Origin of the sequence: Campylobacter concisus (genome assembly GCF_002912895.1) — a bacterium.
In the GTDB taxonomy this organism is placed as follows: Bacteria; Campylobacterota; Campylobacteria; order Campylobacterales; family Campylobacteraceae; genus Campylobacter_A; species Campylobacter_A concisus_G.
In genome coordinates this window covers 45,199-66,465 of sequence record NZ_POZX01000022.1, presented here as the reverse complement: position 1 = coordinate 66,465, position 21,267 = coordinate 45,199, and the positions used below count along the sequence as shown (strand labels likewise).

Below are 21,267 nucleotides of genomic sequence, written 5' to 3'. Positions count from 1 at the left end.
CACTAAGAGAGAGTGAGGTCTTTTTTGTAAAAAGTCTGAGTAGTCATACGGCTTGGGCTCAGTAAAAGAACAACCTGTAAAAAATATAATGCTAAATATAAAAAAGATTTTTTTATTTATTGAATTTGACATATTTATATCCAAAATTTTAGTGTTTGCAATTTTAACTTTTAAACGTAAATGAACCGGAAATAGTGCTTTGCTTTCTTTATTCTAAGTTAAAAAGCAATATAATATCGGCAAAAAACATATTTTCTTAAGGCAAAAAACAATGATGCACTATTTAAAGATAAAAGGAAATGCCAAATTAAGTGGCGAAGTAAAAATAAGCGGCGCTAAAAATGCTGCTCTACCGATTATCGCTCTAACCTTACTTGCAAAAAAAAGTGTAAATTTAACAAATATCCCAAATGTCGCTGATATAAAAACGCTTTGCCAACTGCTAACTAACCTAGGAGCAAAGTGCGAATTTAAAAATAAAAATTCACTAAGCATAGATACAAGTGGTGTAAGCTCGACAACTGCAAATTATGACATCGTTAGAAAGATGCGCGCTTCTATCTTAACGCTTGGACCGCTTCTTGCACGCTTTGGCCACTGCGAAGTGAGTCTACCTGGAGGATGTGCAATCGGACAAAGACCTATTGACCTGCATCTAAATGCGCTCGAAAAAATGGGAGCAAATATCGAAATAAAGCAAGGCTATGTCGTCGCAACAGCACCAAATGGCCTAAAAGGCACAAAGATCGTTTTTGATAAGATCACCGTAACTGGTAGCGAAAATATCATCATGGCTGCAGCTCTAGCTCACGGTACGACAGAGCTTTTTAACGTAGCACTTGAGCCTGAAGTGGTGCAAATTTGTGAAATTTTGGCTAAGAGTGGCGTTAAAATAGAAGGCATCGGCACAAGCGAGCTAAAGATAACTGGAAGTGGCCAAAAATTGCTTGAAATTTGCGATATTGAAGTCATCCCTGATAGGATCGAGGCTGGCACATACCTTTGTGCTGGAGCTATAACAAATAGCAAAATTTCGGTCACAAAGGCAAATGCAGCCCATATGACAGCCATTTTAAATAAATTTGAAGAGATGGGCTTTGGTATTGAGATAGATGGCGACAAGATCACGATATTGCCAGCAAAAGAGATAAAACCAGTAGAGATAAGAACTACTGAGTATCCAGGCTTTCCAACAGATATGCAAGCTCAATTTATGGCGCTTTGCCTTGCAGCAAATGGCGTTAGCACGATAGATGAGAGACTTTTTGAAAACCGCTTTATGCACGTTAGCGAGCTTGCTAGAATGGGAGCGGATATTAAATTAAACGGGCATATTGCAAGTGTTTATGCACCAGCTAAGCTAAATGCAGCCGATGTGATGGCGACAGATCTTAGAGCTAGCTCAGCGCTGATACTAGCTGCTCTTATAGCAAATGGTGAAAGCTTGGTACATAGAATTTATCACCTTGATAGAGGATATGAAAATTTAGAAGAAAAATTTCAAGGCCTTGGTGCAAATATTATTAGGCTTGAGGAGTAAAAATGCTGCTAAATAATGCATTAGATGCGCTTAAATCTAAATTTAAACTAAAAACAGATAGTGAAATTTTGCCTATCAGTATGGCTCTTGGTAAAACATTGGCAAATGATGTAGTGGCGGTAAAAGACTTGCCATGTTTTGATAACTCTGCGCTTGATGGCTTTGCTGTGAAATTTGAAGATAAAGACAAGCCATATAAAATAGTTGCAAGTGCCTTTGCAGGCGATAAAGAGCAGCTAAGCATCGGCAAAAATGAGTGCGTTAAGATAATGACTGGTGCGAAAATGCCAAAGAGTGCTGATACAATCATAAAGATTGAGGATTGTGTTGTTGAAGGAAATTTTATAAAAGCACCAAATAATCTTAAAAAAGGTGATGGGTATCGCTTTAAAGGCGAAGAGGTAAAGATTGGTGAAATTTTGCTAAAAAGTGGCGAGGCTATAAACACTAGAGGCATAATGATGCTAGCAGCACAGGGCATAAGTTTTATAAATGTAAAAAAACAGCCTAGTGTTGGAATTTATTCAAGTGGAAATGAGATCATAGAGCCTTGGCAAAGAGCGAGTGAGGATGAAATTTACAATGCAAATGCCTTTGGCATCGCTGCACTTTTAAGCTCCATAGGGCAAGATAGCTCATATCTTGGCATCATAAAAGATGGGCTAAGTGCTGTCAAACAGGCATTTTTAAATGCTACAAATTACGACATTATTATCTGCTCTGGTGGGGCAAGTGCTGGTGAGGCTGATTTTATGAAAATAGCTCTAAGCGAGCTTGGATACAATGAAATTTTTTCGCATATTGATATAAGACCTGGCAAACCCTGCAAGGCTTATGAAAAAGATGGCAAACTAGTCTTTGTGCTCCCTGGAAATCCAATGGCAGCTTATGTTTGCATGATGATGCTTGTTTTGCCTCTTTTAAGAGAGGATTGCTTTGTGATGCAAAATGCTACAAATGCACAAAATTTAAAGGTAAAATCAGGCAGGATCAATGCCATTTTTGGAAATATTGAAAATGATAAATTTATAGCAACAAATGGTGGAAAATACGGCTCTGGCATGATAGATCATATTTTAAAAAGCGCTTTTATCTTTTTAACTAGTCCAGATCAAAGCGAAATTTTGCAAAATAGTGAAATTTCTCTTATAAAACTTCCATAAAATCTTGACAAATGAAAAACAATCTGATAGAATGCGGACTTCATTTTGACTGCGGGAATAGCTCAGGGGTAGAGCACAACCTTGCCAAGGTTGGGGTCGCGAGTTCGAATCTCGTTTCCCGCTCCATTTTTTTTATACTCATTTTTTTATTTTCCACAAAACTTTTTGCAAATGAAGTCAGCATCTATCCGATGTATTGCGTCATAAATGATCAAATTTCACTTAGCACTTTTGGCTTTGAAGGCGAAGACAATGAAATTTTAAACTTAGAGGGTAAAAGAGCTGCCAAGATAGATAGTAAAAAACTCTATGAAATTCTAACAGCAAATTTTAAAACATATAATGACAAAAGCGGTGGAAGCGTTGCTTTTGTGAAAAACTGCTCTATTATGGATGAGATTCAAATGCAATTTTTAAGATCAATTAGCGATGAATATCCTGGTATCAGCATAAGTGACCTTAGCATCAGTCCACAAAATAAGCTTCCGGCAAATTTCAAAGAGCTCGTCCTAAAAAATATCTTTTTAGGTGATCAAAATAGTCAAAAAGGTACATTTAGAGTATCATTTGAGGATGTTGATCTGAGTCTAAAAAGCATCTATTTTAAATTTAGCTTTAACGCTAAGATGCCAGCCTTCATAGCAATAAATTCAATGAATACAAACCACATTTTAAGCCTGCTTGACTATCAGCCAACGATGATTGAGTTTGGCAAATGGCCAAAAGATGCACTTTCTAACTCAAATAGCTTAGCTCTTATAACAAAAGTGCAGATAAAAAGCGGTGAAATTTTAACCAAGCGTCAGTTTAACGCCATAAGTTTAGTCAAAAAAGGTCAAATGCTAAATGCGGTTTTAAGCGAGGATGGAGTTAAGATAATAGCTGAAGTAAAGGCTCTTGAGGATGGAAATTTAGGTGATATGATAAAGATAAGAACAAAAGATAATAAAATTTTACAGGCCACAGTTTCAGGCAAAGATGAGGCAGTGATAAGATGAAAAAGATAGTATTTGCAGCCACTGGAGCAAGCGGGGCTGGACTTTTTCTAAAGCTAGTAAATGCCGCCAAATATAGTTGCGAGGCGCACGTCATAGTTAGTAAAAATGCCATGAAAGTTTTGGAAGCTGAGGAAAATTTGAAGTTGAATTTAAATGATCTTGGCGTGAAAATTTATGACGATCAAGACCTTGGCGCAGGCCCAGCTTCTGGCTCGTTTGGCACGGATGCGATGATCATAGCACCCTGCTCTACTAATACTTTGGCAAAGGTCACAAACGGCATAAGTGACACGCTCATCACAAGGGCCGCAAGTGTCGCGCTAAAGGAGAGGCAAAGGCTAGTTTTGGGAGTTAGAGAGATGCCGTTTTCTACGATCACGCTTTCTCAAATGCAGCTTCTATCATCTCTTGGAGCTATCATCGCACCGCCAGTTTTGGGCTACTACGCAGATATAAAGAGCCTTGATGATATGGAAAATTTCATCATTGGCAAGTGGCTTGATGCCTTAAAAATTGAAAATAATCTTTATAAAAGGTGGCAATTTTGAAAAAATCTTGCATCTATCCAGGGACTTTTGATCCGATCACAAACGGCCATTTAGACGTCATCATAAGGGCTACAAAAATTTTTGACAAAGTGATTGTCGCAGTTGCAAAAAGTGACAGCAAACAGCCAATGTTCGCACATGAAAAGCGTATAGAAATGGCAAAAGAGGCAGTTTGCGAGCTAAAAAACGTAAGCGTTCTTGGCTTTGATAACTTGCTTGTTGATTTTGCTAAATCGCATGGCATAAACACCGTCATCAGGGGTCTTCGCGCGGTTAGTGACTTTGAGTATGAGCTACAAATAGGCTATGCAAACGCTGCACTTTGGGATGAATTTGAGACGGTTTATCTTATGCCAAGCTTAAATAATGCCTTCATCTCAAGCTCGATTGTCCGCTCAGTCTTGCGCCACGACGGCGATGTGAGCAACCTAGTGCCAGCAAAAATTCTTAAAAATTTAAAGGCGTAAAATGTATGTTTTGTTTGAAGGTATTGACGGCGTTGGCAAAAGCACGCAGATAGAAATTTTAGCTTCTAAATTTAGTGATACCATCGTCACAAAAGAGCCAGGCGGCACGCAGCTTGGTGAAAATTTACGAGAAATTTTACTAAACTCAAGTATAAAAATAGGCAAAAGGGCTGAAATTTTACTCTTTTTAGCTGACAGGGCTGAGCATTTTGAAAAGCTAGTCGCTCCAAATTTAAGTAGGCTCATTTTAAGTGATAGAGGCTTTATCTCTGGCATCGCCTACGCTTTGGCAAATGATGAAAGCTTAGATGAAAACGTGCTTTTAGAGCTTAATAAATTTGCGCTAAATGATAAATTTGCAGATAAGATTATTTTTTTTGAAGCAAACCATGAGCTTATAAGCTCGCGTCTAAAAGCAAGAGGCACAATCGATAAGATCGAAGCTCGCGGGCTAGAGTATCTTTTAAAAGTGCAAAGCCTAATGAAGCAAATTCTTATTAAAAATGGCTTTGAAGCGCTTTTTATAGACGCATCTAAAAGCATAGAGCTAATTTCAAAAGAAATAGAAAATTTTATAAATTTTAAGTAAAATCACAAAAAAATAAAAAAGGATAATGCGATGATAACGGCACTTCGTGGCATGAAAGATATGCTTCCAGCTCGTGCGAAATTTTATGCACAGATAATCAAAACCTGCGAGGAAGTCGCAAAAAACTACGGATATGAGCAAATTTTGACCCCGCACCTTGAGGAGACAGCGCTTTTTAAAAGAAGTGTCGGCGAGAGTAGCGACATCGTGGGTAAAGAGATGTATCAGTTTGAAGACAAAGGCGGCAACGACGTTTGCTTGCGTCCTGAAGGTACGGCTGGCGTGGTTAGAGCGTTTATCGAGGCAAAACTTGACAGGGCAAATGTAACAAAACGCTGCTTTTATCACGGTTCGATGTTTCGCTACGAACGCCCGCAAAAAGGCCGTTTAAGAGAGTTTCACCAGTTTGGCTGCGAGTGTTTTGGCGAGGGCAGCGTCTATGAAGATGCGAGCATTATTTTAATGGTGAGCGAAATTTTTAACAGGCTAAATATAAAAACAACCCTAAAGATAAACTCACTTGGTGACGAGAACTCGATGAAGTCTTACAAAGAAAAACTTGTCAAATTTCTAGATGAAAACGACGATAAAATTTGCGAAGACTGCAAAAGACGCAAACTTTTAAACCCTATCCGCGTGCTTGACTGCAAGGTCGAGAGCTGTCAAGAAATTTACAAAAATGCTCCAGTAATCACTGATAGTCTAAGCGATGAGGCGCAGGCTGATTTTGTAAAACTGCAAGAAATTTTAACGACAAACGGCATTAAATTTGAGATAGATACTAAGCTAGTTCGTGGGCTTGATTATTACTGTAAGACGGCGTTTGAGTTTATTAGCAACGAGATCGGCTCTCAAAGCGCGGTCGCAGGTGGCGGCAGATACGATAGACTAGTCGAGTACCTTGGCGGTAGAGCGAGCTACGGTGTTGGATTTGCGATGGGCGTTGAGAGGATCATGGAAATTTTAGGCGAGGCTGAAGATGAGCGAGCTGGAATTTACCTTTGTGCGCTTGACGCGGCAAATTTAGACTTTGTCTATGCGCTTGGCTCAAAACTTCGCAAAAAATATCAGGTTGAAATTTCGTATGAAGCCAAAAAACTTCAAAAACATCTGCAAAATGCCGACTCAAAAAAGGCGAAAATTTTCCTTTGTGTGGGCGAAAACGAGATAAAAGAGAATAAAATTTGGTATAAAAATTTAGAAACAAAAGATGAAAAAACGATAAATTTAGATGGGCTTGAAAAGGAGCTAGGATGAATGATTTTGGACTTAGCATTTGGGGCAATTCAAATTTTGTGATAGAAAATGGCAAGGTCTGCATAAACGCAGCAAGTAAGCCAGCTATTATAGATATCGTAAAAGAGATCAGGGACGACGGATATAGAGGTCCGCTGCTGCTTCGCTTTCCGCACCTTATCCAAAAGCAGATCGAGCAGATCCACGCAAGCTTTGCAAAGGCAAAGAAAGAATTTGCCTACAAAGGAAGCTTTAACGCTGTTTTCCCACTTAAGGTCAATCAATACCCAGGCTTTGTAAAAAATTTAGTCCGCCTTGGCAAGCCCTACAACTACGGCCTCGAGGCTGGTAGCAAGGCTGAGCTACTTCTAACGATGGCATATAATAATGAAAAAGCGCCGATAACAGTAAATGGCTTTAAGGATAAAGAGCTCATAAACATAGGCTTTATCGCTGCTGAGATGGGCCACAACATCACGCTAACGATCGAGGGCTTAAACGAGCTTGAAGAGATCATCGCTACTTCAAAACAAAGATTTAAACCAAAACCAAAGATTGGACTTCGTATAAGGCTACACTCGACAGGCTCAGGCCTTTGGGCAAAGAGTGGTGGCATCCACTCCAAATTTGGCCTAACTTCAACCGAACTCATAGAAGCTGTAAAGATGCTAAAAAAGGCAAATTTACTTGAAAATTTCACAATGATACACTTTCACATCGGATCTCAAATAAGCGAGATCCATCCTCTTAAAAAGGCACTCATCGAGGCTGGCAACATCTATGCTGAGCTTAGAAAAATGGGTGCAATGAATCTAAAAGCGATAAATTTGGGTGGCGGTCTTGCTATTGAGTACTCGCAGTTTAAAGAAGAGAGCAGTAGAAACTATACACTAAACGAGTATGCAAATGACGTTGTTTACATGCTTAAAACCATAAGCGAGCAAAAAAACGAGCCCCAACCTGATATATTTATCGAGTCTGGCCGTTTCATAGCCGCCTCTCACGCGCTTTTAGTCGCCCCTGTGCTTGAGCTATTTTCTCAAGAGTACACCGAAGAGAAGCTAAATTTAAAGAAAAATAATCCAAATTTGATAACCGAGCTAGTCGATCTTTACAAGTCGATAAAGCCTTCAAATGCCCTAGAATACCTGCACGACGCCATCCACCACACAGAGAGCGTGCTAACACTTTTTGACCTTGGATATGTCGATCTTCAAGATAGGTCAAACGCCGAGGTACTTTTAAAGCTCATCAGTAAAAAAGCCGTCGTGATGCTTGGCAACAAGAGCAACTCAAGCGGCGACCTAGCCAAAATCCAAAAAGAGGTGCAAGAGCGCTACTTACTAAATTTCTCGATCTTTCAAAGCTTACCAGACTTTTGGGGACTAAAGCAAAATTTCCCTATCATGCCACTTGACAGACTCGATGAGCGACCTACTTTGCCAGCTTCGATCTGGGATATCACCTGCGATAGTGACGGCGAGATCAGCTACGATGATGAGAAAAACCCTCTACTTTTACACGACGTGGACGTGGAGAAGGAGGATTATTTCTTGGGATTTTTCCTAGTTGGTGCATATCAAGAGGTGATCGGCATGAAGCACAACCTCTTTACTCACCCAACGGAAGCTACAATAGAGCTTACAAACGATGGCTACAAGATCGTAAATTTACTAGAAAGCCAATCAATCCTTGATATTATGGAAGATATGGACTACGATATCTACGAGATCCAAGACACTCTAAATGAGCGCTTAGAGAAATCAACTCTGATAAACGAAACACAAAAGAAGCAAATTTTAGGCGAACTTTATCTATTTTTAAATGATAATAGCTACTTAAAAACGATTAACTAAAAAGGACGAAAAATGCAACTAGCAAACAGAATGCAAACATTAAGTGAATCAATCACAATCGCGATCAGCACAAAGGCCAAAGAGATGAAGGCTGCTGGCATCGACGTGATCTCGCTTTCAGCTGGTGAGCCTGACTTTATGACTCCAAAAAAGATAAGAGAAGCTGTAAAAAACGCACTTGATAACGATAGCAAAAGTGGTAAATACACGCCAGTGCCAGGTCTTCCTGAAGTGATAGAGGCCATTAGAGTAAAGCTAAAAAGAGATAACGGACTTGACTACAAGGCAAATCAAATCGTCACAAACATCGGCGCAAAACACTCACTTTTTAACGTTTTCCAAGCGCTTATCAACCCAGGCGACGAGGTCATCATCCCCTCTCCATACTGGGTGAGCTACCCTGAGATCGTTAAATTTTGTGGCGGTGTGCCTGTCTTTATCGAAGCAAACGAGAGCACAAATTTTAAGATCACAGCCGAGCAGCTAAAAAAAGAGATCACGCCAAAGACAAAGGTATTTTCGCTAAATCACCCGACAAATCCAACAGGTGCAGTCTATACAAAAGAGGAGATTGCTGCATTTGGCGAGGTTTTAAAGGGCACTGACATCATCATCACAAGCGATGAAATTTATGAAAAAGTGATCTACGGCAAAGAATTTCACGCCGTAGCCTCAGTGAGCGAGGATCTTTTCAAAAGAACGGTCACGATAAATGGCCTAAGCAAGTGCGGAGCGATGCCTGGCTGGAGATTTGGCTATATAGCAAGCTCGATGGACTGGCTAATAGCAGGCATCAAAAAGCTACAAAGCCAAAGCACAAGCAACATTAGCTCGATCGTGCAGATAGGCGCTATCCCATCACTTCTAGGCGAAACTGACGAAGATATCGAAAACATGAGAAAAGAGTATGAAAAAAGACGCGACGTGGCCGTTGAGATGATAAATGTCATCCCTGGGCTAAGTGTAGTTAAGCCTGATGGCGCGTTTTATCTATTTGTAAAATGCAAAGATGTAGATAGTGACTCGCTTAGATTTTGTAAAAAGATGCTTGAAGAGGCAAATGTAGCCACCGTGCCAGGCGTGGGCTTTGGTATGGAGGGATACTTTAGAATTTCTTTTGCGACAGACATCGAGAGCATAAAAAAAGCGATCGAGAGGATCGCAAATTTTGTAAAAAGCTACAAAATTTAATGATCAAATTTAGAGTAAATGGCAAAATTTTCGAGCTTGAAAACGACATAAGCGTTTATGATTTTTTAACTCAAAATGGCTATAAGCTTAAATTTATAGCCCTTGAGCGAGACGGAGAAATTTTGCCAAAAAAGCTTTGGCGCGAGAGCTTTATGAGCGAGGCCAAAGCCTATGAGATCGTTACTTTAGTCGGTGGCGGATGAGGAGAAAATGATAGAGATAGTTTTAAACGGCGCGAAATTTAAGGTGCCAGTAAAAAGCCTTAGCGAGCTAAAAGAGCTTGCGCTTGGCGATAAAGAGAGTGAAATTTATAAATTTTTAGAGAAATTTAACGCGATAAAGCCTGACATTTTTATCGTTGATGGCTTTGCTATAAAAGAAGATAGCGAGCTAAAAGATAGCTCAAATGTCGTATTTATAAGGCGTGGCGTGATGCCTGAGCGTGAAGTTTTACGCTCAATGATCGCTTCACGAAACAGTCCTGAGTTAAATTTGGCCCTAAGCAAAGCAGTTATCGGCGTGGCTGGACTTGGCGGCCTTGGCTCAAATATCGCGCTAAGCCTTGCAAGAGTTGGCGTAAAAAAGCTAGTGCTTGCTGACTTTGACGTCGTTGAGCCAAGCAATCTAAACCGTCAGCAGTATTTTGTCCGCCACATCGGTATGAAAAAGACCCAAGCGCTTAAAGAGCTGATAAATGACGTAAATCCCTTTGTCGAGGTCGAGACTCACGATACATTTTTGGACGAAAAAAACGTGGCTAACGTCTTTGGCGAGTGCGAAATTTTATGCGAAGCCTTTGACAACGTCGCTGGTAAGGCGATGATACTAAACGAAGCTGGTGCTAGTCTAAAAGATAAAAAGATCATCGGTGCCTCTGGTATGGCTGGACACTTTAGCTCAAATCTCATAAAAACCATAAAATTTGCCAAAAATGTCTATCTTTGTGGCGACCTCACAAATGAAGCAAAGATCGGTCAAGGGCTCATGGCACCGCGTGTTGCAGTCTGCGCAAACCACGAGGCAAATTTAGCCATTAGGCTACTTATGGACTTGGAGGCGTAAGTTGCAAAATAATAGCTTGATCCTTGGCGGCAAGGAGTTTCAAAGCCGCTTCATCCTTGGCTCTGGCAAGTACTCGCACGAGCTCATCGACTCAGCCATAAACGAGGCTGGAGCGCAGATCCTAACCCTTGCTCTTAGGCGCATAAACGAGAGCAAAGAGCGAAATATACTCGACTTTATCCCAAAAGGTGTGACGCTTTTGCCAAACACAAGTGGTGCTAGAAACGCTAAAGAGGCTGTTCGTATCGCCCAGCTCGCACGTGAGCTTGGGTGTGGAGAGCTTGTTAAGATAGAGATCATCACTGACTCTAAATTTCTCTTTCCAGACAACGCTGAGACGATAAAAGCCTGCGAAGCCTTGGCAAATGACGGCTTTGTGCCGATGCCATATATGTTTCCTGATCTAAATGCCGCGAGAGCGATGCTAAGCGCAGGAGCAAGCTGCATAATGCCTCTAGCTGCACCCATTGGCTCAAACCAAGGGTTAGTTTTTAAAGATATCATTGAGATTTTGATAAACGAGCTTGATACGCAGATCATAGTTGATGCAGGCATAGGCAGGCCATCACAAGCGTGCGAAGCGATGGAGATGGGAGCGGCTGCGATCATGGCAAACACAGCCATCGCCTCATCTAAAAATATCCCACTCATGGCAAGAGCCTTCAAAGAGGCTATCATCGCTGGTCGCAACGCCTATCTAGCAGGCCTTGGCGCAAAGAGCAAAAGCGCAAACGCCTCATCTCCGCTCACTGGATTTTTAGACTGATGAAATTTACAAGAACCAATCACATGGAGCTACTACCTCATATGGAGGATGTCGGCAGTGAGATAATGAATGAAATTTTAAAAGAGCGTGCTGGCTACAAGCCTGAAATTTACACCGAGGCAGACGTAAAAGCAGCTCTAAATGCAAAGCACTGCTCGCTTGAAAACCTAAAAGCCCTACTCTCGCCTGCTGCAGCACCATTTTTAGAGCAAATAGCCCAGCTAGCCCAAGCAAAAACAAGGGTAAATTTTGGCTCAAATATCACACTTTTTACCCCACTTTACATAGCAAACTATTGCGATAATCTCTGTGTTTACTGCGGATTTAACGCCAACAATAAAATAAAAAGGGCAAAACTAAGTGATGAAGAGATCACAAGGGAGCTAAAAGAAATTTCAAAAAGCGGCTTAGAGGAAATTTTAATCCTAACAGGCGAGAGCGAAACTAGCTCAAGTGTAGCCTATATCGCAAACGCTTGCGCTTTGGCAAAGAAGTTTTTTAAAGTCGTTGGGGTTGAAATTTATCCGCTAAACTCTGATGGCTACGCATTGCTTCACAAAAGTGGTGTGGACTACGTGACCGTCTTTCAAGAGACCTATAATCCCACAAAATATGAAAAAATCCACCTTGGCGGCAATAAAAGAATTTTCCCATACCGATTAAACGCGCAAGAGCGAGCGCTTCTTGGAGGCATGAGAGGGGTCGGCTTTGCAGCACTTCTTGGCATAGATGACTTTAGGCTTGATGCCTTTGCTACGGCACTACATGCGAGCCTTATTCAAAAAAAATATCCGCATGCCGAGATCGCATTTTCATGTCCAAGACTTCGCCCCATCATAAACAACGACCGCATCAATCCACGCGACGTGGGCGAGCGCGAGCTTTTGCAAGTGATCTGCGCTTATAGAATTTTTATGCCAACGGCCAGCATAACGATCTCAACTAGAGAAAAGGCGAAATTTCGCAACAACGCCGTAAAGATCGCCACAAATAAGATAAGCGCTGGCGTAAAAATAAGCATTGGCGCTCACGGCGAAGAGAAAAAGGGCGACGAGCAGTTTGAGATAAGCGACGACAGAAGCGTGGACGAGATCAAAGCTATGATAAAAGCAAACGGCTTAGAGCCCTTGATGAGTGAGTATGTCTATGTTTAAAATTCTCTGCGTGGCCGACTTTGAAAGCTATAATGGCGATGACTTTTTAAAGAGGATACAGCTACTTTGTAAGGCTGGCGTGGATGAAATTTTGCTTCGTGCAAAGGGGTTAGACGAGGCTAAATTTTACGACCTTGCTAGAGTTGTGGCTCAAATTTGTGAAAACTACCGCAAGAAATTTATCATTAATCAATTTTTTGACGTAGCATGCAAGCTAAAGAGCGACTTTTGGCTCATTTCGGCGCAGCTTGATTTTTTTAAAAATCACGGCGTTTTTTTAGATGAATTTAGAAAAACAGCAAAAATTTACGCTCCAGCTCACGACATAGAGCAAGCTAAAATTTCAGCCTCTATCGCTGACGTGCTCGTAGCTTCTCATATATTTGCTACTCCTAGTAAGGCAGGTTTAGAGCCAAAAGGGGTAAATTTTATAAGCGAGCTAAAAAGCTTTGATAAAGAAATTTATGCACTTGGTGGACTAGATGACGGGAACTACAAAGAGGCCATAGAAGCTGGTGCAAGTGGCATTTGTTTTATGAGCCTAGCAATGAACGGCGATCTGGAGCTTATAAAAAAGATAGCAGAGAGCAAAAACTGCTAAATTTAGTTTAAATTACGCAAAATAATACATAAAATTTTACTCATTTTTACTAGCGATATATGTTTTTATATCAAATATAAGTAACATCAAAAGCGATGGCAGTATATAGGAGTTTAGCACTAAAAGCAGCGACTTTGTCAAATTTGACTTTATTAAAGTCTCTATGTCAAAGCTGTTGTTGTAGTTTAAAAAATATAGCAAGGTAAACTCGCCAACAAGAGCTATACGAGAGACCTTTAGCAAGATGTCATTTCCCAGTCTTGCAAATTTATCATCTACCACAAGCGACAAAGTGATCCAGCCAAGCAGCCAAATTGCGCAGGCTAAAGCATAAACAGTAATACTTTCATCAAATTTTTCAAGTAGTAAAAATACCAAGGGTTGTAAAAATACAAGGCTAGCGATAAACCAAGGAAGTGAGCTAAAGGCTAGCAGGCAAACACAGCCAAAGATAGAAATGGCCGAGATAAAGCCAAAAACCTCTAACCCAAAATAATATGCTAGCGCATAGGATAAAAAAGAAAAAACAAGCCAAATTTTAATAACAAATCGCCACCTATTTGCAAAGGCAGTGGCTTTTAAATTTAGGCTATCTATCAAACTCATTTAAGAAATTTTCTTTTGTTTTGGACGAAATACTTTCATAACATTTTCGTCAGTTTCAATAAATGCTCCCTCAATCAAGTCAATGCAGTATGGCACCGCTGGAAATACCGGCTCCAAGCACTCTTTTATCGCCTTTGGCTGACCTGGTAAATTTATGATGAGCGCGTGCCCTCTGATACCTGCTGTTTGGCGTGACAGGATCGCTGTTGGGACGTATTGCAAGCTTGCGGCTCTCATTAGCTCACCAAAGCCTGGCATCATCTTCTCGCAAACCGCCTCAGTAGCCTCTGGCGTAACGTCTCTCACCGCTGGTCCTGTACCGCCAGTAGTTAGCACAAGGTCGCAGCCAAGCACGTCTACCATATACACAAGCCTCTCTTTTATCAGCTCAAACTCATCTGGGATCACCTCGTAAAAGTACTCACGCTCACTCACGATCCAGCTATCAAGCACCTCTTTGATCGCTGGGCCTGATTTGTCCTCATATGTGCCCTCACTTGCACGGTCAGATAGGGTTAATATACCTATTTTTGCTTTCACTTTTTCTCCTTTAATAGTTTTCGTTTAAAATTTTTGCTAGCGTTTCTTTATCTACACTCTCGTACGCTAGCAGATATGAGCTGATCTTTGTGATCTGCTCGTTTGTCCCCTTTAAAAATGACATAATCTCTTCTTTTGCTTGTTTTAAAATTTCTTCTACATCGTTTGGATTTGGCACAAAAGAGCTACCCATGCCGTACTCATAAACCATCTTTGATGCGATCTCTTTGGCTAAATTTAGATCATTGCTCGAGTTTGAAAAAATATCATTTTCGTCTATTTCAAGCTTACACATGCCAGCGATTAACACCTTTATACGAGAGATCATCTGTGATTTTGACTCGATCTCTTGCTCTGTTGCCATGAAGCGATCTTCTATAAGTGAAATCTTTTCAAATTTCACATCAAACCAGTAAGCACTAAGTGCCTTTGCACCTTGATAGACAGCTTGGATTTTTTTCTCACTTTCGCTGTAGCTTAGTACTTTTTTCTTACCAAGCAAGACCTTATTTAAAACAGCCTCAAAGTCTCTTATTTTTAGTACGCTCTCATTATTTCTTAGAGCATTTATCGCAGCTTCATTTACAAGTGTGCTAAGTGCCGCACCTGAAAAGCCAACGCTCATCCTAGCGATATCTTCGGCTGAAACATCGCATTTTTTATCTTTTAAATAGGTATTTAAAATAGCCACTCTGTCGTTAAAATCAGGCATCGAAAGAAAAATTCTCCTATCAAAACGACCCGATCTAAGTAGTGCCTCGTCGATCATTTCGATCCTATTTGTAGCAGCTATTACGATGACGCCAGAGTTGTCCTCAAAGCCATCCATCTCGGTTAGTAGCTGATTTAGAGTGGCTTCTCGCTCGTCGTTTCTAGTACCACCCCTGCTCTTTCCAACAGCATCTATCTCATCGATAAAGATAATAGACGGAGCATAAGATTTAGCTTTGCTAAAAAGCTCTCTTACTCTTTTTGCACCCATGCCAACATAAATTTGCACAAAACTAGCACCATTTTGATAGAAAAATGGTACATTTGCCTCGCCAGCAACCGCCTTTGCCACAAGCGTCTTACCAACGCCTGGAGGGCCTATCATTAGCACGCCTTTTGGCATTTTGATACCAAAATTTCTATATTTTTGTGGATTTTTTAGAAAATCAACTATCTCGCTAAGCTCGCTTTTAACCTCACTAATACCTGCCACATCGCTAAATCTCACATTTGAGATGACTGGCATAGTGTTTTCATTTAGCACGCTTTCTATCTCAAATGCACCCTCTTTTTTGCTAAGCAAGCTCTCCTCTTTTTTCCTGATACTTCTAAAGATATAAGCATACCAAAGCACAAAGCAGACAAAGATGATAAAACCCCAGATCATGCCAGGGGTGATGTATTGCTTAGTCTTTTCAACAGGCACTTTTTTAATAAGCTCTTTTAGATCGATGCCCTCTTTTATGATTAAAAAACGATTGTTTTGTGCATAAAGCACGACTTCATCATCATTGATTACAGCGCGGTCTATAAAATTTCCATCCATTAGCTGCATATATTGCGAATATGTGATATTTCGTGGCTCTTTGCTAACGGCAAATAACAGCACGCTGATTAATGCGATAGCTGCGATTATTAGGATATTTTTTTTATTAAATTTAAATTTTTGCATAATTGGCATCTGGCTTAACTTCATATTCGCTTACCTCCACCCACTCTTTTGTTATATCTTTTTGGCTTAAAATTTTAGCTTTGTTGTAAAACTGATCAAAACCTTCGTAAAATTCACCATTTTTTTGCTCGACTAAAATTTTCAAAGCTCCGTTATGTTTTTTTCTAAAATTTTCATTATTTTGCAAAGTAATGCCTTGTAAAATTTTTAGCCTATTTTTTGCCACATCGCCGCTAACATCGCTTTTTAGCGTAGCTGAGTGCGTATCACGCCTTGGTGAATATACAAAAGCGTGCAGATGTGTGATAGGAAATTTCTTAAAATTTTCCACAGCCTCTACCCAAATTTCATCACTCTCACCAGGATGACCCACGATGTAGTCCGTGCCAAGGGCAAAGCCAAGTGAGCTAAGCTCATTAAAAAGTTCCAAATCACTAAATGCGTCATTGCGTCTTCGCATGATCTTTAGCATCGCCTGACTCGTGTGCTGAAGTGCGATGTGCAAATGACGCTCCAGCCACTCTTCTTTTAAAATTTCTCTAAAGCTCTCATCTATCTGGCTTGGCTCAATACTTCCAAGTCTAATGCGCCTTATGCCAGAAATTTTACCTAAGTTTGCCAAAAGCTTACCAAGAGAGCTATTTGTATCTTTGCCATAACTGCCTATATTTGTGCCTGTTAGTACGAGCTCATTATAGCCGTTTTGAGCTAAAATTCTTGCCTCTTTTAATATCATAGCCTCATCCATGCTTCTAGCCTTACCGCGGACCGAAGGGATGATGCAGTAACTGCAACTAAAGTTGCAGCCTTCTTGAATCTTTATAAAAGCCTTTGTGTGATTTTCGTAATTTGTAACTATATTTTTATCGACTGAGTTTAAATTCCCAAGCTCAAAAAATGGCTTTTCTTGCTTTAAAAGTTCATTTAGATCGCTCTTTTTACTAGCTCCAAGTACGCCAAATATACCGCTATTAAATAGCTCTTTGCCCTTACTAACCGCGCCACATCCAGTCAGCACCACCTTTGCCCCGCGCCTTTTTACACCGTTTATGTAGTTTCTGACGCCGCTATCGGCAGAATTTGTGACTGTGCAAGAGTTTATCACGACAATATCAGCAGCATCTTCATCATTTGTGATCTCGTAGTCTTTGATGTAGCTTTTTAAAAGCTCGGTATCATAGATATTTGTACGACACCCAAATGTTTTAAAAAATATCTTTTGCATCAAATACTTTCGCTCTCTTGCTCACCATGGGCTGTATGATCGCTTGGATTTTCTTTTTTACCTACAAACATAGTTTGCGTTGGATAAGCGATCTTTATATCGTCTTGAGCCAAAAAAGCCTCGATGATCTCAGCACTTATCGTGCTTCTAAGTGCCAACGTGGCATAGGAATTTGACATAAACCAGCATGAGATATTTATGCCATAAGGCTCAAAAAACGTATAAATTCTTGGCTCGACATTTGGATTTTTGATGCTATATTGGCTTCTTAATTTATTCATTTGACGTTTTGCGATATCGGTATAGCCTTTTGAGTATTTCTTGACAACATTTCTTGCTAGATAGACGGCTTTTTTATGGTTACTATCAAAACTTATCATGATATCTATACCGTCCCAAACGGTCTTCATGCCATAGTGAGCATAGTTTGCGATTAGGTCTGTAAAAATATAGTTATTTGGTACAAAGATGATCCTACCTGCACGGCGGTTTGTCTTATATGTTGAGTAGCTGACATCCTCAAAAACAGTTAAGCGAAGTAGCGAAATATCAATGACGTCGCCTACAAATTCGCTCCCATCATGAAATACCCTAATCCTATCGCCTACATGTATAGAGCCACCAAACATGATCACCATCCAACCAAGCATGCTCATAAACATATCTTTCATCGCAATGGCGATACCAGCTGAAGCAAAACCAAGTACAGTTACGAGATAAGTGACATTTTCTATATACGAAAAAAGCAAGATTATGATGATTACGGTTATATTTAGAACGTTTAAAAATTTATTGACCGTGTAAAATCTCTCATTATCAGTAATTGTTCTTTTAACGATAAATTTAGCGATAAAGGTTAGTCCGATAGTCAAAATAATGACAATAGTCGTATAGCCCATGCTTAAAAACTGAGCTTTTATATCAGCCGTGGTTAAATTTATAGCCTCATCAGCCCTTTTCTCATAGACGTTAAAAGTCGTATCTGCGATCTGTTTTGCCGCTTTAAAGTCGCCTATTTCTTGCTTTACAAGGCTTAGGCTTGCTATATCTTGCTCATTATCATCTAATAAATTTAGCCTATTTAGTAAATTTTCCTTTGCTTCGAGCTTTTCTAAAAGCGCATCAAGCTCTTTTATATGCTTTTTATATTCGATCTTGTCGCTTTTTATCTTTTTGATGTATGAGAAGCCAGATACCAGCGCAACAGGGCTTGTTATCCTTGGTGGAGTGTCCATTTCAGGAGCTGCTAGCATATTTGAAAATGGTGTCTTCTCATACTCTTTTAGCAAATTTATCTGCTCTTTTAAGGTTTGGATCCTCTTTATAAGATCACTACCTTTTTTTGAGTTCTTATCTAGTTTTTTTAGATCATTTTCGTTTTTTTCAAGCTCGTCAAGCAGTTTTTGATAGGTGTTATAGTTAGCATATCTTGTGATCCAGATATTATTTTTTAACGAGTTGTCTAAGCTTGAAATTTCTTTTCTAAGCTCACTATTTTGTAAAATTTGTGAACTATTTGACTCAACGCTAGCATTTTCTTCTGCGTAAAGAGCAAAGCAGCAAAGCAATAAAATAAAGATCTTTTTCATTTAAATTCTCTTAAAATTTCTAAAATATCCTCTTTTTTGACGTCATTTTTAATGATCGCACCGCCTATCCTGTCTGCGATGATGAAATTTATCTTATCATCTTTTGTTTTTTTATCCATAAAAAATGCCTCATAAAATGTATTTTCGTTTTGTATTTTATAACTTACTGGAAGATCAAATTTTACTAAAGCCTGCTTGATCTCTTCGGCCTCTGCCTCGCTCATGAGTCCTAGTTTTACGCTTAAACGATTTGCCATATTCATACCTATAGCCACCGCTTCGCCGTGCAAAAACTCTTTATAATTTGTTTCGTTTTCGATGACATGAGCAAAAGTATGACCGTAGTTTAGAATGGCCCTTAAGCCTTTTTCTTTCTCATCTTGCTCAACCACTTTCGCCTTTAAATTTATCGACTTTTCAACCAGTCTGGCTAAATTTTCATCATTTAAATTTATGCTTTTTAACCAATCAAACATCTCTTTATCAAATGTTATCGCCATCTTTAAAGCCTCAGCAATACCCGCTGCAAATTCTCTCTTTGGTAGTGTTTTTAAAAAGACTATCTCACAAAAGACCACCTTTGGCTGATAAAAAGAGCCTATTAAATTTTTGCCAAATTTATTATTCACGCCGGTCTTTCCACCCACACTCGCATCAACTTGCGCCAAAAGCGTAGTTGGGATATTTATGAAATTTATCCCTCTTTCATAAATGCTCGCCGCAAAGCCAGTCATATCGCTTATGACACCACCGCCAAAGGCGATTAGTGTAGATGAGCGATCAAATTTACTAACAAAAAGCTGCTCTAAAATTTGCTCTAACGTCTTTAAATTTTTATACTCTTCGCCGTCAGGAATACTTATGATAAATTTCTCATCGCACTTTAGAACGCTAAGTAGTTTTTCGAGATGAAGGCCTGCTATCTTAGCATTTGTAACGATACCAACCTTGCCCTTTAGCTCAAGCTTTTCAAGCTCGTTTATGTAGATTTTGTAGCTTGATGCCTTTTCTTTAAGATTTAAATTTATCTGCATTTTTACTCACTTACTGGCACAAATAGCTGTGCATTTTGACTTAATTTTTTATAAAGTCTATTTAAATTTGTCGATAAAAAGGCAAAAGCTCCACCATTTGCCACACTCTTGCTAAACATCACAAAGTGAAGTAAATTTTTTGTATTTTTTAGCTTAACAAGCGGATTTTTTAGGCTGTGATTTTCTATCTTTATGCGTTTTGAAAATAGCGCACTAATACTTTCAAAATGTTCCTTTAACGCCTCTTCATCGCTATGCTTATTATCAAAATAGTAAAATTTCATCTCCAAATCAAGCTGTGCACAGCAGTCTGTTATCACAGCTGATTGATTCTCCACCTCTTGACTTTGATCGCCTAGTATAACGCCCTCTTTTATATTTGAGAGCAAAATTTTACCTGTTTTTAGCACTGGAAGTTTTAGCTCATAAAATAGCTTTTTAAATTTAAAAAAGTATTTATCATCGCTTAAGATTAGGCCAATGTCGTGCTTTAAAACATCATATTTTATAGATTTGTTATCACTATTAAAATAATCCATCAAAACAATGATATTTTTCTCTTTTATCGCTTTTAAAGTATCTAAATTTTCACCTAAAGTTGGATTTATTACTCTAAAAAAAAGGCGTTTATTATTTAGCTTTGAATGCAAATACAAGCTATCCTTTATGAGCTTGCTAACACGTTCTTTGTCCATTGAGATCATATCTATCAGCACATAGATGTTGCTACCAAATGGACTTGGAAACTGCCCACTTTCACGCTTGATCGAGCGGTAAACATTTTGAAGTACATTTGGATCACCAACGATTAGCAGTATATCACTTGGCTGTATCATTACATTTGGCTTTGGCAAGATGATCTCGCTGCCTCGATATATGAGGGCTATTCGCCATTTTTTTTGAGCTACTGAGCTGATGTGACGATACATATAAGAGCTACCTATTGGCACCTTAACTTCCATGATCTCACCCTCACTAAGCCCGATATTATCAGCTAAAACTGGCAGATCTGGTAAATAGTCCATAAGCCTTGATGCTGCAATATCTCTGATATCAACTACACTTAAGTGTTTATCGCTTGCAAATGTTTCTTTGCATTTTTCATCAAGCTCCCATGAGCTCATAAAAACAGTCTCGGTCTTTGTGCTGATCTGTCTTAAATTTTCATAAACAGCAACCGCCTCATTTTTATCATCGCAAACTATACAAAACTGACTAAAATAGCCATCGCTCACGCTTTTTAGCTTTGAGAGGCTAGTTGGATCAAACTGGTGAAATGTAAAATTTTCATAATTTGATTTTTGGCTGTAATCCTCACTTGAAACAACGATATAGTGATGTAAATTTGATTTTGTTTCAAGCAGTCTGTTTAAAAAATTTCTTGCGAAAGTTCCATCTGCGATTATTAAAATTTTCTTCATCAATTCTCCGTATTTTAA

General features: G+C 39.4%; 21 protein-coding genes and 1 tRNA gene. 15 read left to right on the top strand and 7 right to left on the bottom strand.

Annotated features, from left to right (window positions below):
* Positions 1–271: 271 nt before the first annotated feature.
* The 15 genes from murA to CYP51_RS02685 all read left to right on the top strand — a co-directional run bounded on the left by murA (position 272) and on the right by CYP51_RS02685 (position 13,171).
* Positions 272–1,540: a UDP-N-acetylglucosamine 1-carboxyvinyltransferase gene (murA, locus tag CYP51_RS02755; protein ID WP_103624283.1), complete on the top strand. Its 1,269-nt coding sequence runs from the start codon at positions 272–274 to the stop codon at positions 1,538–1,540.
* A 2-nt stretch (positions 1,541–1,542) separates the two neighbouring features.
* The gene (locus CYP51_RS02750) at positions 1,543–2,703 is read left to right on the top strand and encodes a molybdopterin molybdotransferase MoeA (protein WP_103624282.1); all 1,161 of its coding nucleotides are present in this window, start codon (positions 1,543–1,545) and stop codon (positions 2,701–2,703) included.
* Positions 2,704–2,754: 51 nt separating this feature from the next.
* Positions 2,755–2,829 (top strand) — tRNA-Gly (locus CYP51_RS02745).
* Between the two features lie 65 nt (positions 2,830–2,894).
* A complete protein-coding gene (flgA, locus tag CYP51_RS02740; RefSeq protein WP_103624281.1) occupies positions 2,895–3,701 on the top strand; it encodes a flagellar basal body P-ring formation chaperone FlgA in 807 nt (268 codons plus the stop codon).
* On the top strand, positions 3,698–4,249 hold the full coding sequence (locus tag CYP51_RS02735; RefSeq protein WP_103624280.1) for a UbiX family flavin prenyltransferase: 552 nt from the start codon (positions 3,698–3,700) through the stop codon (positions 4,247–4,249). Before flgA ends, CYP51_RS02735 begins: the two co-directional genes overlap by 4 nt.
* The gene (gene coaD, locus CYP51_RS02730) at positions 4,246–4,716 is read left to right on the top strand and encodes a pantetheine-phosphate adenylyltransferase (protein ID WP_012001782.1); all 471 of its coding nucleotides are present in this window, start codon (positions 4,246–4,248) and stop codon (positions 4,714–4,716) included. The genes CYP51_RS02735 and coaD overlap by 4 nt, the downstream gene beginning before the upstream one ends.
* Position 4,717: 1 nt before the next feature.
* Entirely contained in the window at positions 4,718–5,305 is a 588-nt protein-coding gene (tmk, locus tag CYP51_RS02725; RefSeq protein WP_103560363.1) for a dTMP kinase, read from the top strand.
* Positions 5,306–5,335: 30 nt separating this feature from the next.
* Positions 5,336–6,562, top strand: coding sequence for a histidine--tRNA ligase (gene hisS / locus CYP51_RS02720; RefSeq protein ID WP_103624279.1), 1,227 nt, complete (start codon positions 5,336–5,338; stop codon positions 6,560–6,562).
* Positions 6,559–8,397, top strand: coding sequence for a biosynthetic arginine decarboxylase (gene speA, locus CYP51_RS02715; protein WP_103624278.1), 1,839 nt, complete (start codon positions 6,559–6,561; stop codon positions 8,395–8,397). Before hisS ends, speA begins: the two co-directional genes overlap by 4 nt.
* Before the next feature lie 12 nt (positions 8,398–8,409).
* Positions 8,410–9,588 carry a pyridoxal phosphate-dependent aminotransferase gene (locus CYP51_RS02710; protein ID WP_103624277.1) on the top strand — a complete coding sequence of 393 codons (1,179 nt, stop codon included), beginning with the start codon at positions 8,410–8,412 and terminating at the stop codon, positions 9,586–9,588.
* The gene (gene thiS, locus CYP51_RS02705; protein WP_103624276.1) at positions 9,588–9,791 is read left to right on the top strand and encodes a sulfur carrier protein ThiS; all 204 of its coding nucleotides are present in this window, start codon (positions 9,588–9,590) and stop codon (positions 9,789–9,791) included. Before CYP51_RS02710 ends, thiS begins: the two co-directional genes overlap by 1 nt.
* Before the next feature lie 7 nt (positions 9,792–9,798).
* Positions 9,799–10,650, top strand: a complete 852-nt coding sequence (thiF, locus tag CYP51_RS02700) for a sulfur carrier protein ThiS adenylyltransferase ThiF (RefSeq protein ID WP_103624275.1) — start codon at positions 9,799–9,801, stop codon at positions 10,648–10,650.
* Position 10,651: 1 nt separating this feature from the next.
* Positions 10,652–11,416, top strand: coding sequence for a thiazole synthase (locus CYP51_RS02695; RefSeq protein ID WP_103624274.1), 765 nt, complete (start codon positions 10,652–10,654; stop codon positions 11,414–11,416).
* Positions 11,416–12,570, top strand: coding sequence for a 2-iminoacetate synthase ThiH (gene thiH, locus CYP51_RS02690; protein WP_103624273.1), 1,155 nt, complete (start codon positions 11,416–11,418; stop codon positions 12,568–12,570). Before CYP51_RS02695 ends, thiH begins: the two co-directional genes overlap by 1 nt.
* Positions 12,557–13,171, top strand: coding sequence for a thiamine phosphate synthase (locus CYP51_RS02685; RefSeq protein ID WP_258032771.1), 615 nt, complete (start codon positions 12,557–12,559; stop codon positions 13,169–13,171). The genes thiH and CYP51_RS02685 overlap by 14 nt, the downstream gene beginning before the upstream one ends.
* Positions 13,172–13,207: 36 nt before the next feature.
* Here CYP51_RS02685 and CYP51_RS02680 read toward each other — a convergent pair whose 3' ends face one another.
* From CYP51_RS02680 to CYP51_RS02650, 7 genes are read right to left on the bottom strand one after another with little or no spacing between them, the layout of a single operon-like run.
* A complete protein-coding gene (locus CYP51_RS02680) occupies positions 13,208–13,777 on the bottom strand; it encodes a nitrogen fixation protein NifR (protein ID WP_103624271.1) in 570 nt (189 codons plus the stop codon).
* A complete protein-coding gene (gene mog, locus CYP51_RS02675) occupies positions 13,778–14,317 on the bottom strand; it encodes a molybdopterin adenylyltransferase (protein WP_072594196.1) in 540 nt (179 codons plus the stop codon).
* A 10-nt stretch (positions 14,318–14,327) separates the two neighbouring features.
* Entirely contained in the window at positions 14,328–16,004 is a 1,677-nt protein-coding gene (locus tag CYP51_RS02670; RefSeq protein ID WP_440588228.1) for an ATP-dependent metallopeptidase FtsH/Yme1/Tma family protein, read from the bottom strand.
* On the bottom strand, positions 15,967–17,208 hold the full coding sequence (gene mtaB / locus CYP51_RS02665) for a tRNA (N(6)-L-threonylcarbamoyladenosine(37)-C(2))-methylthiotransferase MtaB (protein ID WP_054196592.1): 1,242 nt from the start codon (positions 17,206–17,208) through the stop codon (positions 15,967–15,969). Before mtaB ends, CYP51_RS02670 begins: the two co-directional genes overlap by 38 nt.
* Positions 17,205–18,794, bottom strand: a complete 1,590-nt coding sequence (locus CYP51_RS02660) for a mechanosensitive ion channel domain-containing protein (protein WP_103624270.1) — start codon at positions 18,792–18,794, stop codon at positions 17,205–17,207. Before CYP51_RS02660 ends, mtaB begins: the two co-directional genes overlap by 4 nt.
* Complete coding sequence (gene aroB / locus CYP51_RS02655; protein ID WP_103624269.1) at positions 18,791–19,828, bottom strand: 3-dehydroquinate synthase; 1,038 nt, start codon at positions 19,826–19,828, stop codon at positions 18,791–18,793. The genes CYP51_RS02660 and aroB overlap by 4 nt, the downstream gene beginning before the upstream one ends.
* Before the next feature lie 2 nt (positions 19,829–19,830).
* On the bottom strand, positions 19,831–21,249 hold the full coding sequence (locus tag CYP51_RS02650) for a COG3400 family protein (protein ID WP_103624268.1): 1,419 nt from the start codon (positions 21,247–21,249) through the stop codon (positions 19,831–19,833).
* Between the last annotated feature and the right edge of the window lie 18 nt (positions 21,250–21,267).

Coding starts and splice junctions, on each gene's coding strand:
- murA (WP_103624283.1), top strand. CDS start 272: ATGATGCACTATTTAAAGATAAAAGGAAATGCCAAATTAAGTGGCGAA.
- CYP51_RS02750 (WP_103624282.1), top strand. CDS start 1,543: ATGCTGCTAAATAATGCATTAGATGCGCTTAAATCTAAATTTAAACTA.
- flgA (WP_103624281.1), top strand. CDS start 2,895: ATGTATTGCGTCATAAATGATCAAATTTCACTTAGCACTTTTGGCTTT.
- CYP51_RS02735 (WP_103624280.1), top strand. CDS start 3,698: ATGAAAAAGATAGTATTTGCAGCCACTGGAGCAAGCGGGGCTGGACTT.
- tmk (WP_103560363.1), top strand. CDS start 4,718: ATGTATGTTTTGTTTGAAGGTATTGACGGCGTTGGCAAAAGCACGCAG.
- hisS (WP_103624279.1), top strand. CDS start 5,336: ATGATAACGGCACTTCGTGGCATGAAAGATATGCTTCCAGCTCGTGCG.
- speA (WP_103624278.1), top strand. CDS start 6,559: ATGAATGATTTTGGACTTAGCATTTGGGGCAATTCAAATTTTGTGATA.
- CYP51_RS02710 (WP_103624277.1), top strand. CDS start 8,410: ATGCAACTAGCAAACAGAATGCAAACATTAAGTGAATCAATCACAATC.
- thiS (WP_103624276.1), top strand. CDS start 9,588: ATGATCAAATTTAGAGTAAATGGCAAAATTTTCGAGCTTGAAAACGAC.
- thiF (WP_103624275.1), top strand. CDS start 9,799: ATGATAGAGATAGTTTTAAACGGCGCGAAATTTAAGGTGCCAGTAAAA.
- thiH (WP_103624273.1), top strand. CDS start 11,416: ATGAAATTTACAAGAACCAATCACATGGAGCTACTACCTCATATGGAG.
- CYP51_RS02685 (WP_258032771.1), top strand. CDS start 12,557: ATGTCTATGTTTAAAATTCTCTGCGTGGCCGACTTTGAAAGCTATAAT.
- CYP51_RS02680 (WP_103624271.1), bottom strand. CDS start 13,777: ATGAGTTTGATAGATAGCCTAAATTTAAAAGCCACTGCCTTTGCAAAT.
- CYP51_RS02670 (WP_440588228.1), bottom strand. CDS start 16,004: ATGAAGTTAAGCCAGATGCCAATTATGCAAAAATTTAAATTTAATAAA.
- CYP51_RS02660 (WP_103624270.1), bottom strand. CDS start 18,794: ATGAAAAAGATCTTTATTTTATTGCTTTGCTGCTTTGCTCTTTACGCA.
- aroB (WP_103624269.1), bottom strand. CDS start 19,828: ATGCAGATAAATTTAAATCTTAAAGAAAAGGCATCAAGCTACAAAATC.
- CYP51_RS02650 (WP_103624268.1), bottom strand. CDS start 21,249: ATGAAGAAAATTTTAATAATCGCAGATGGAACTTTCGCAAGAAATTTT.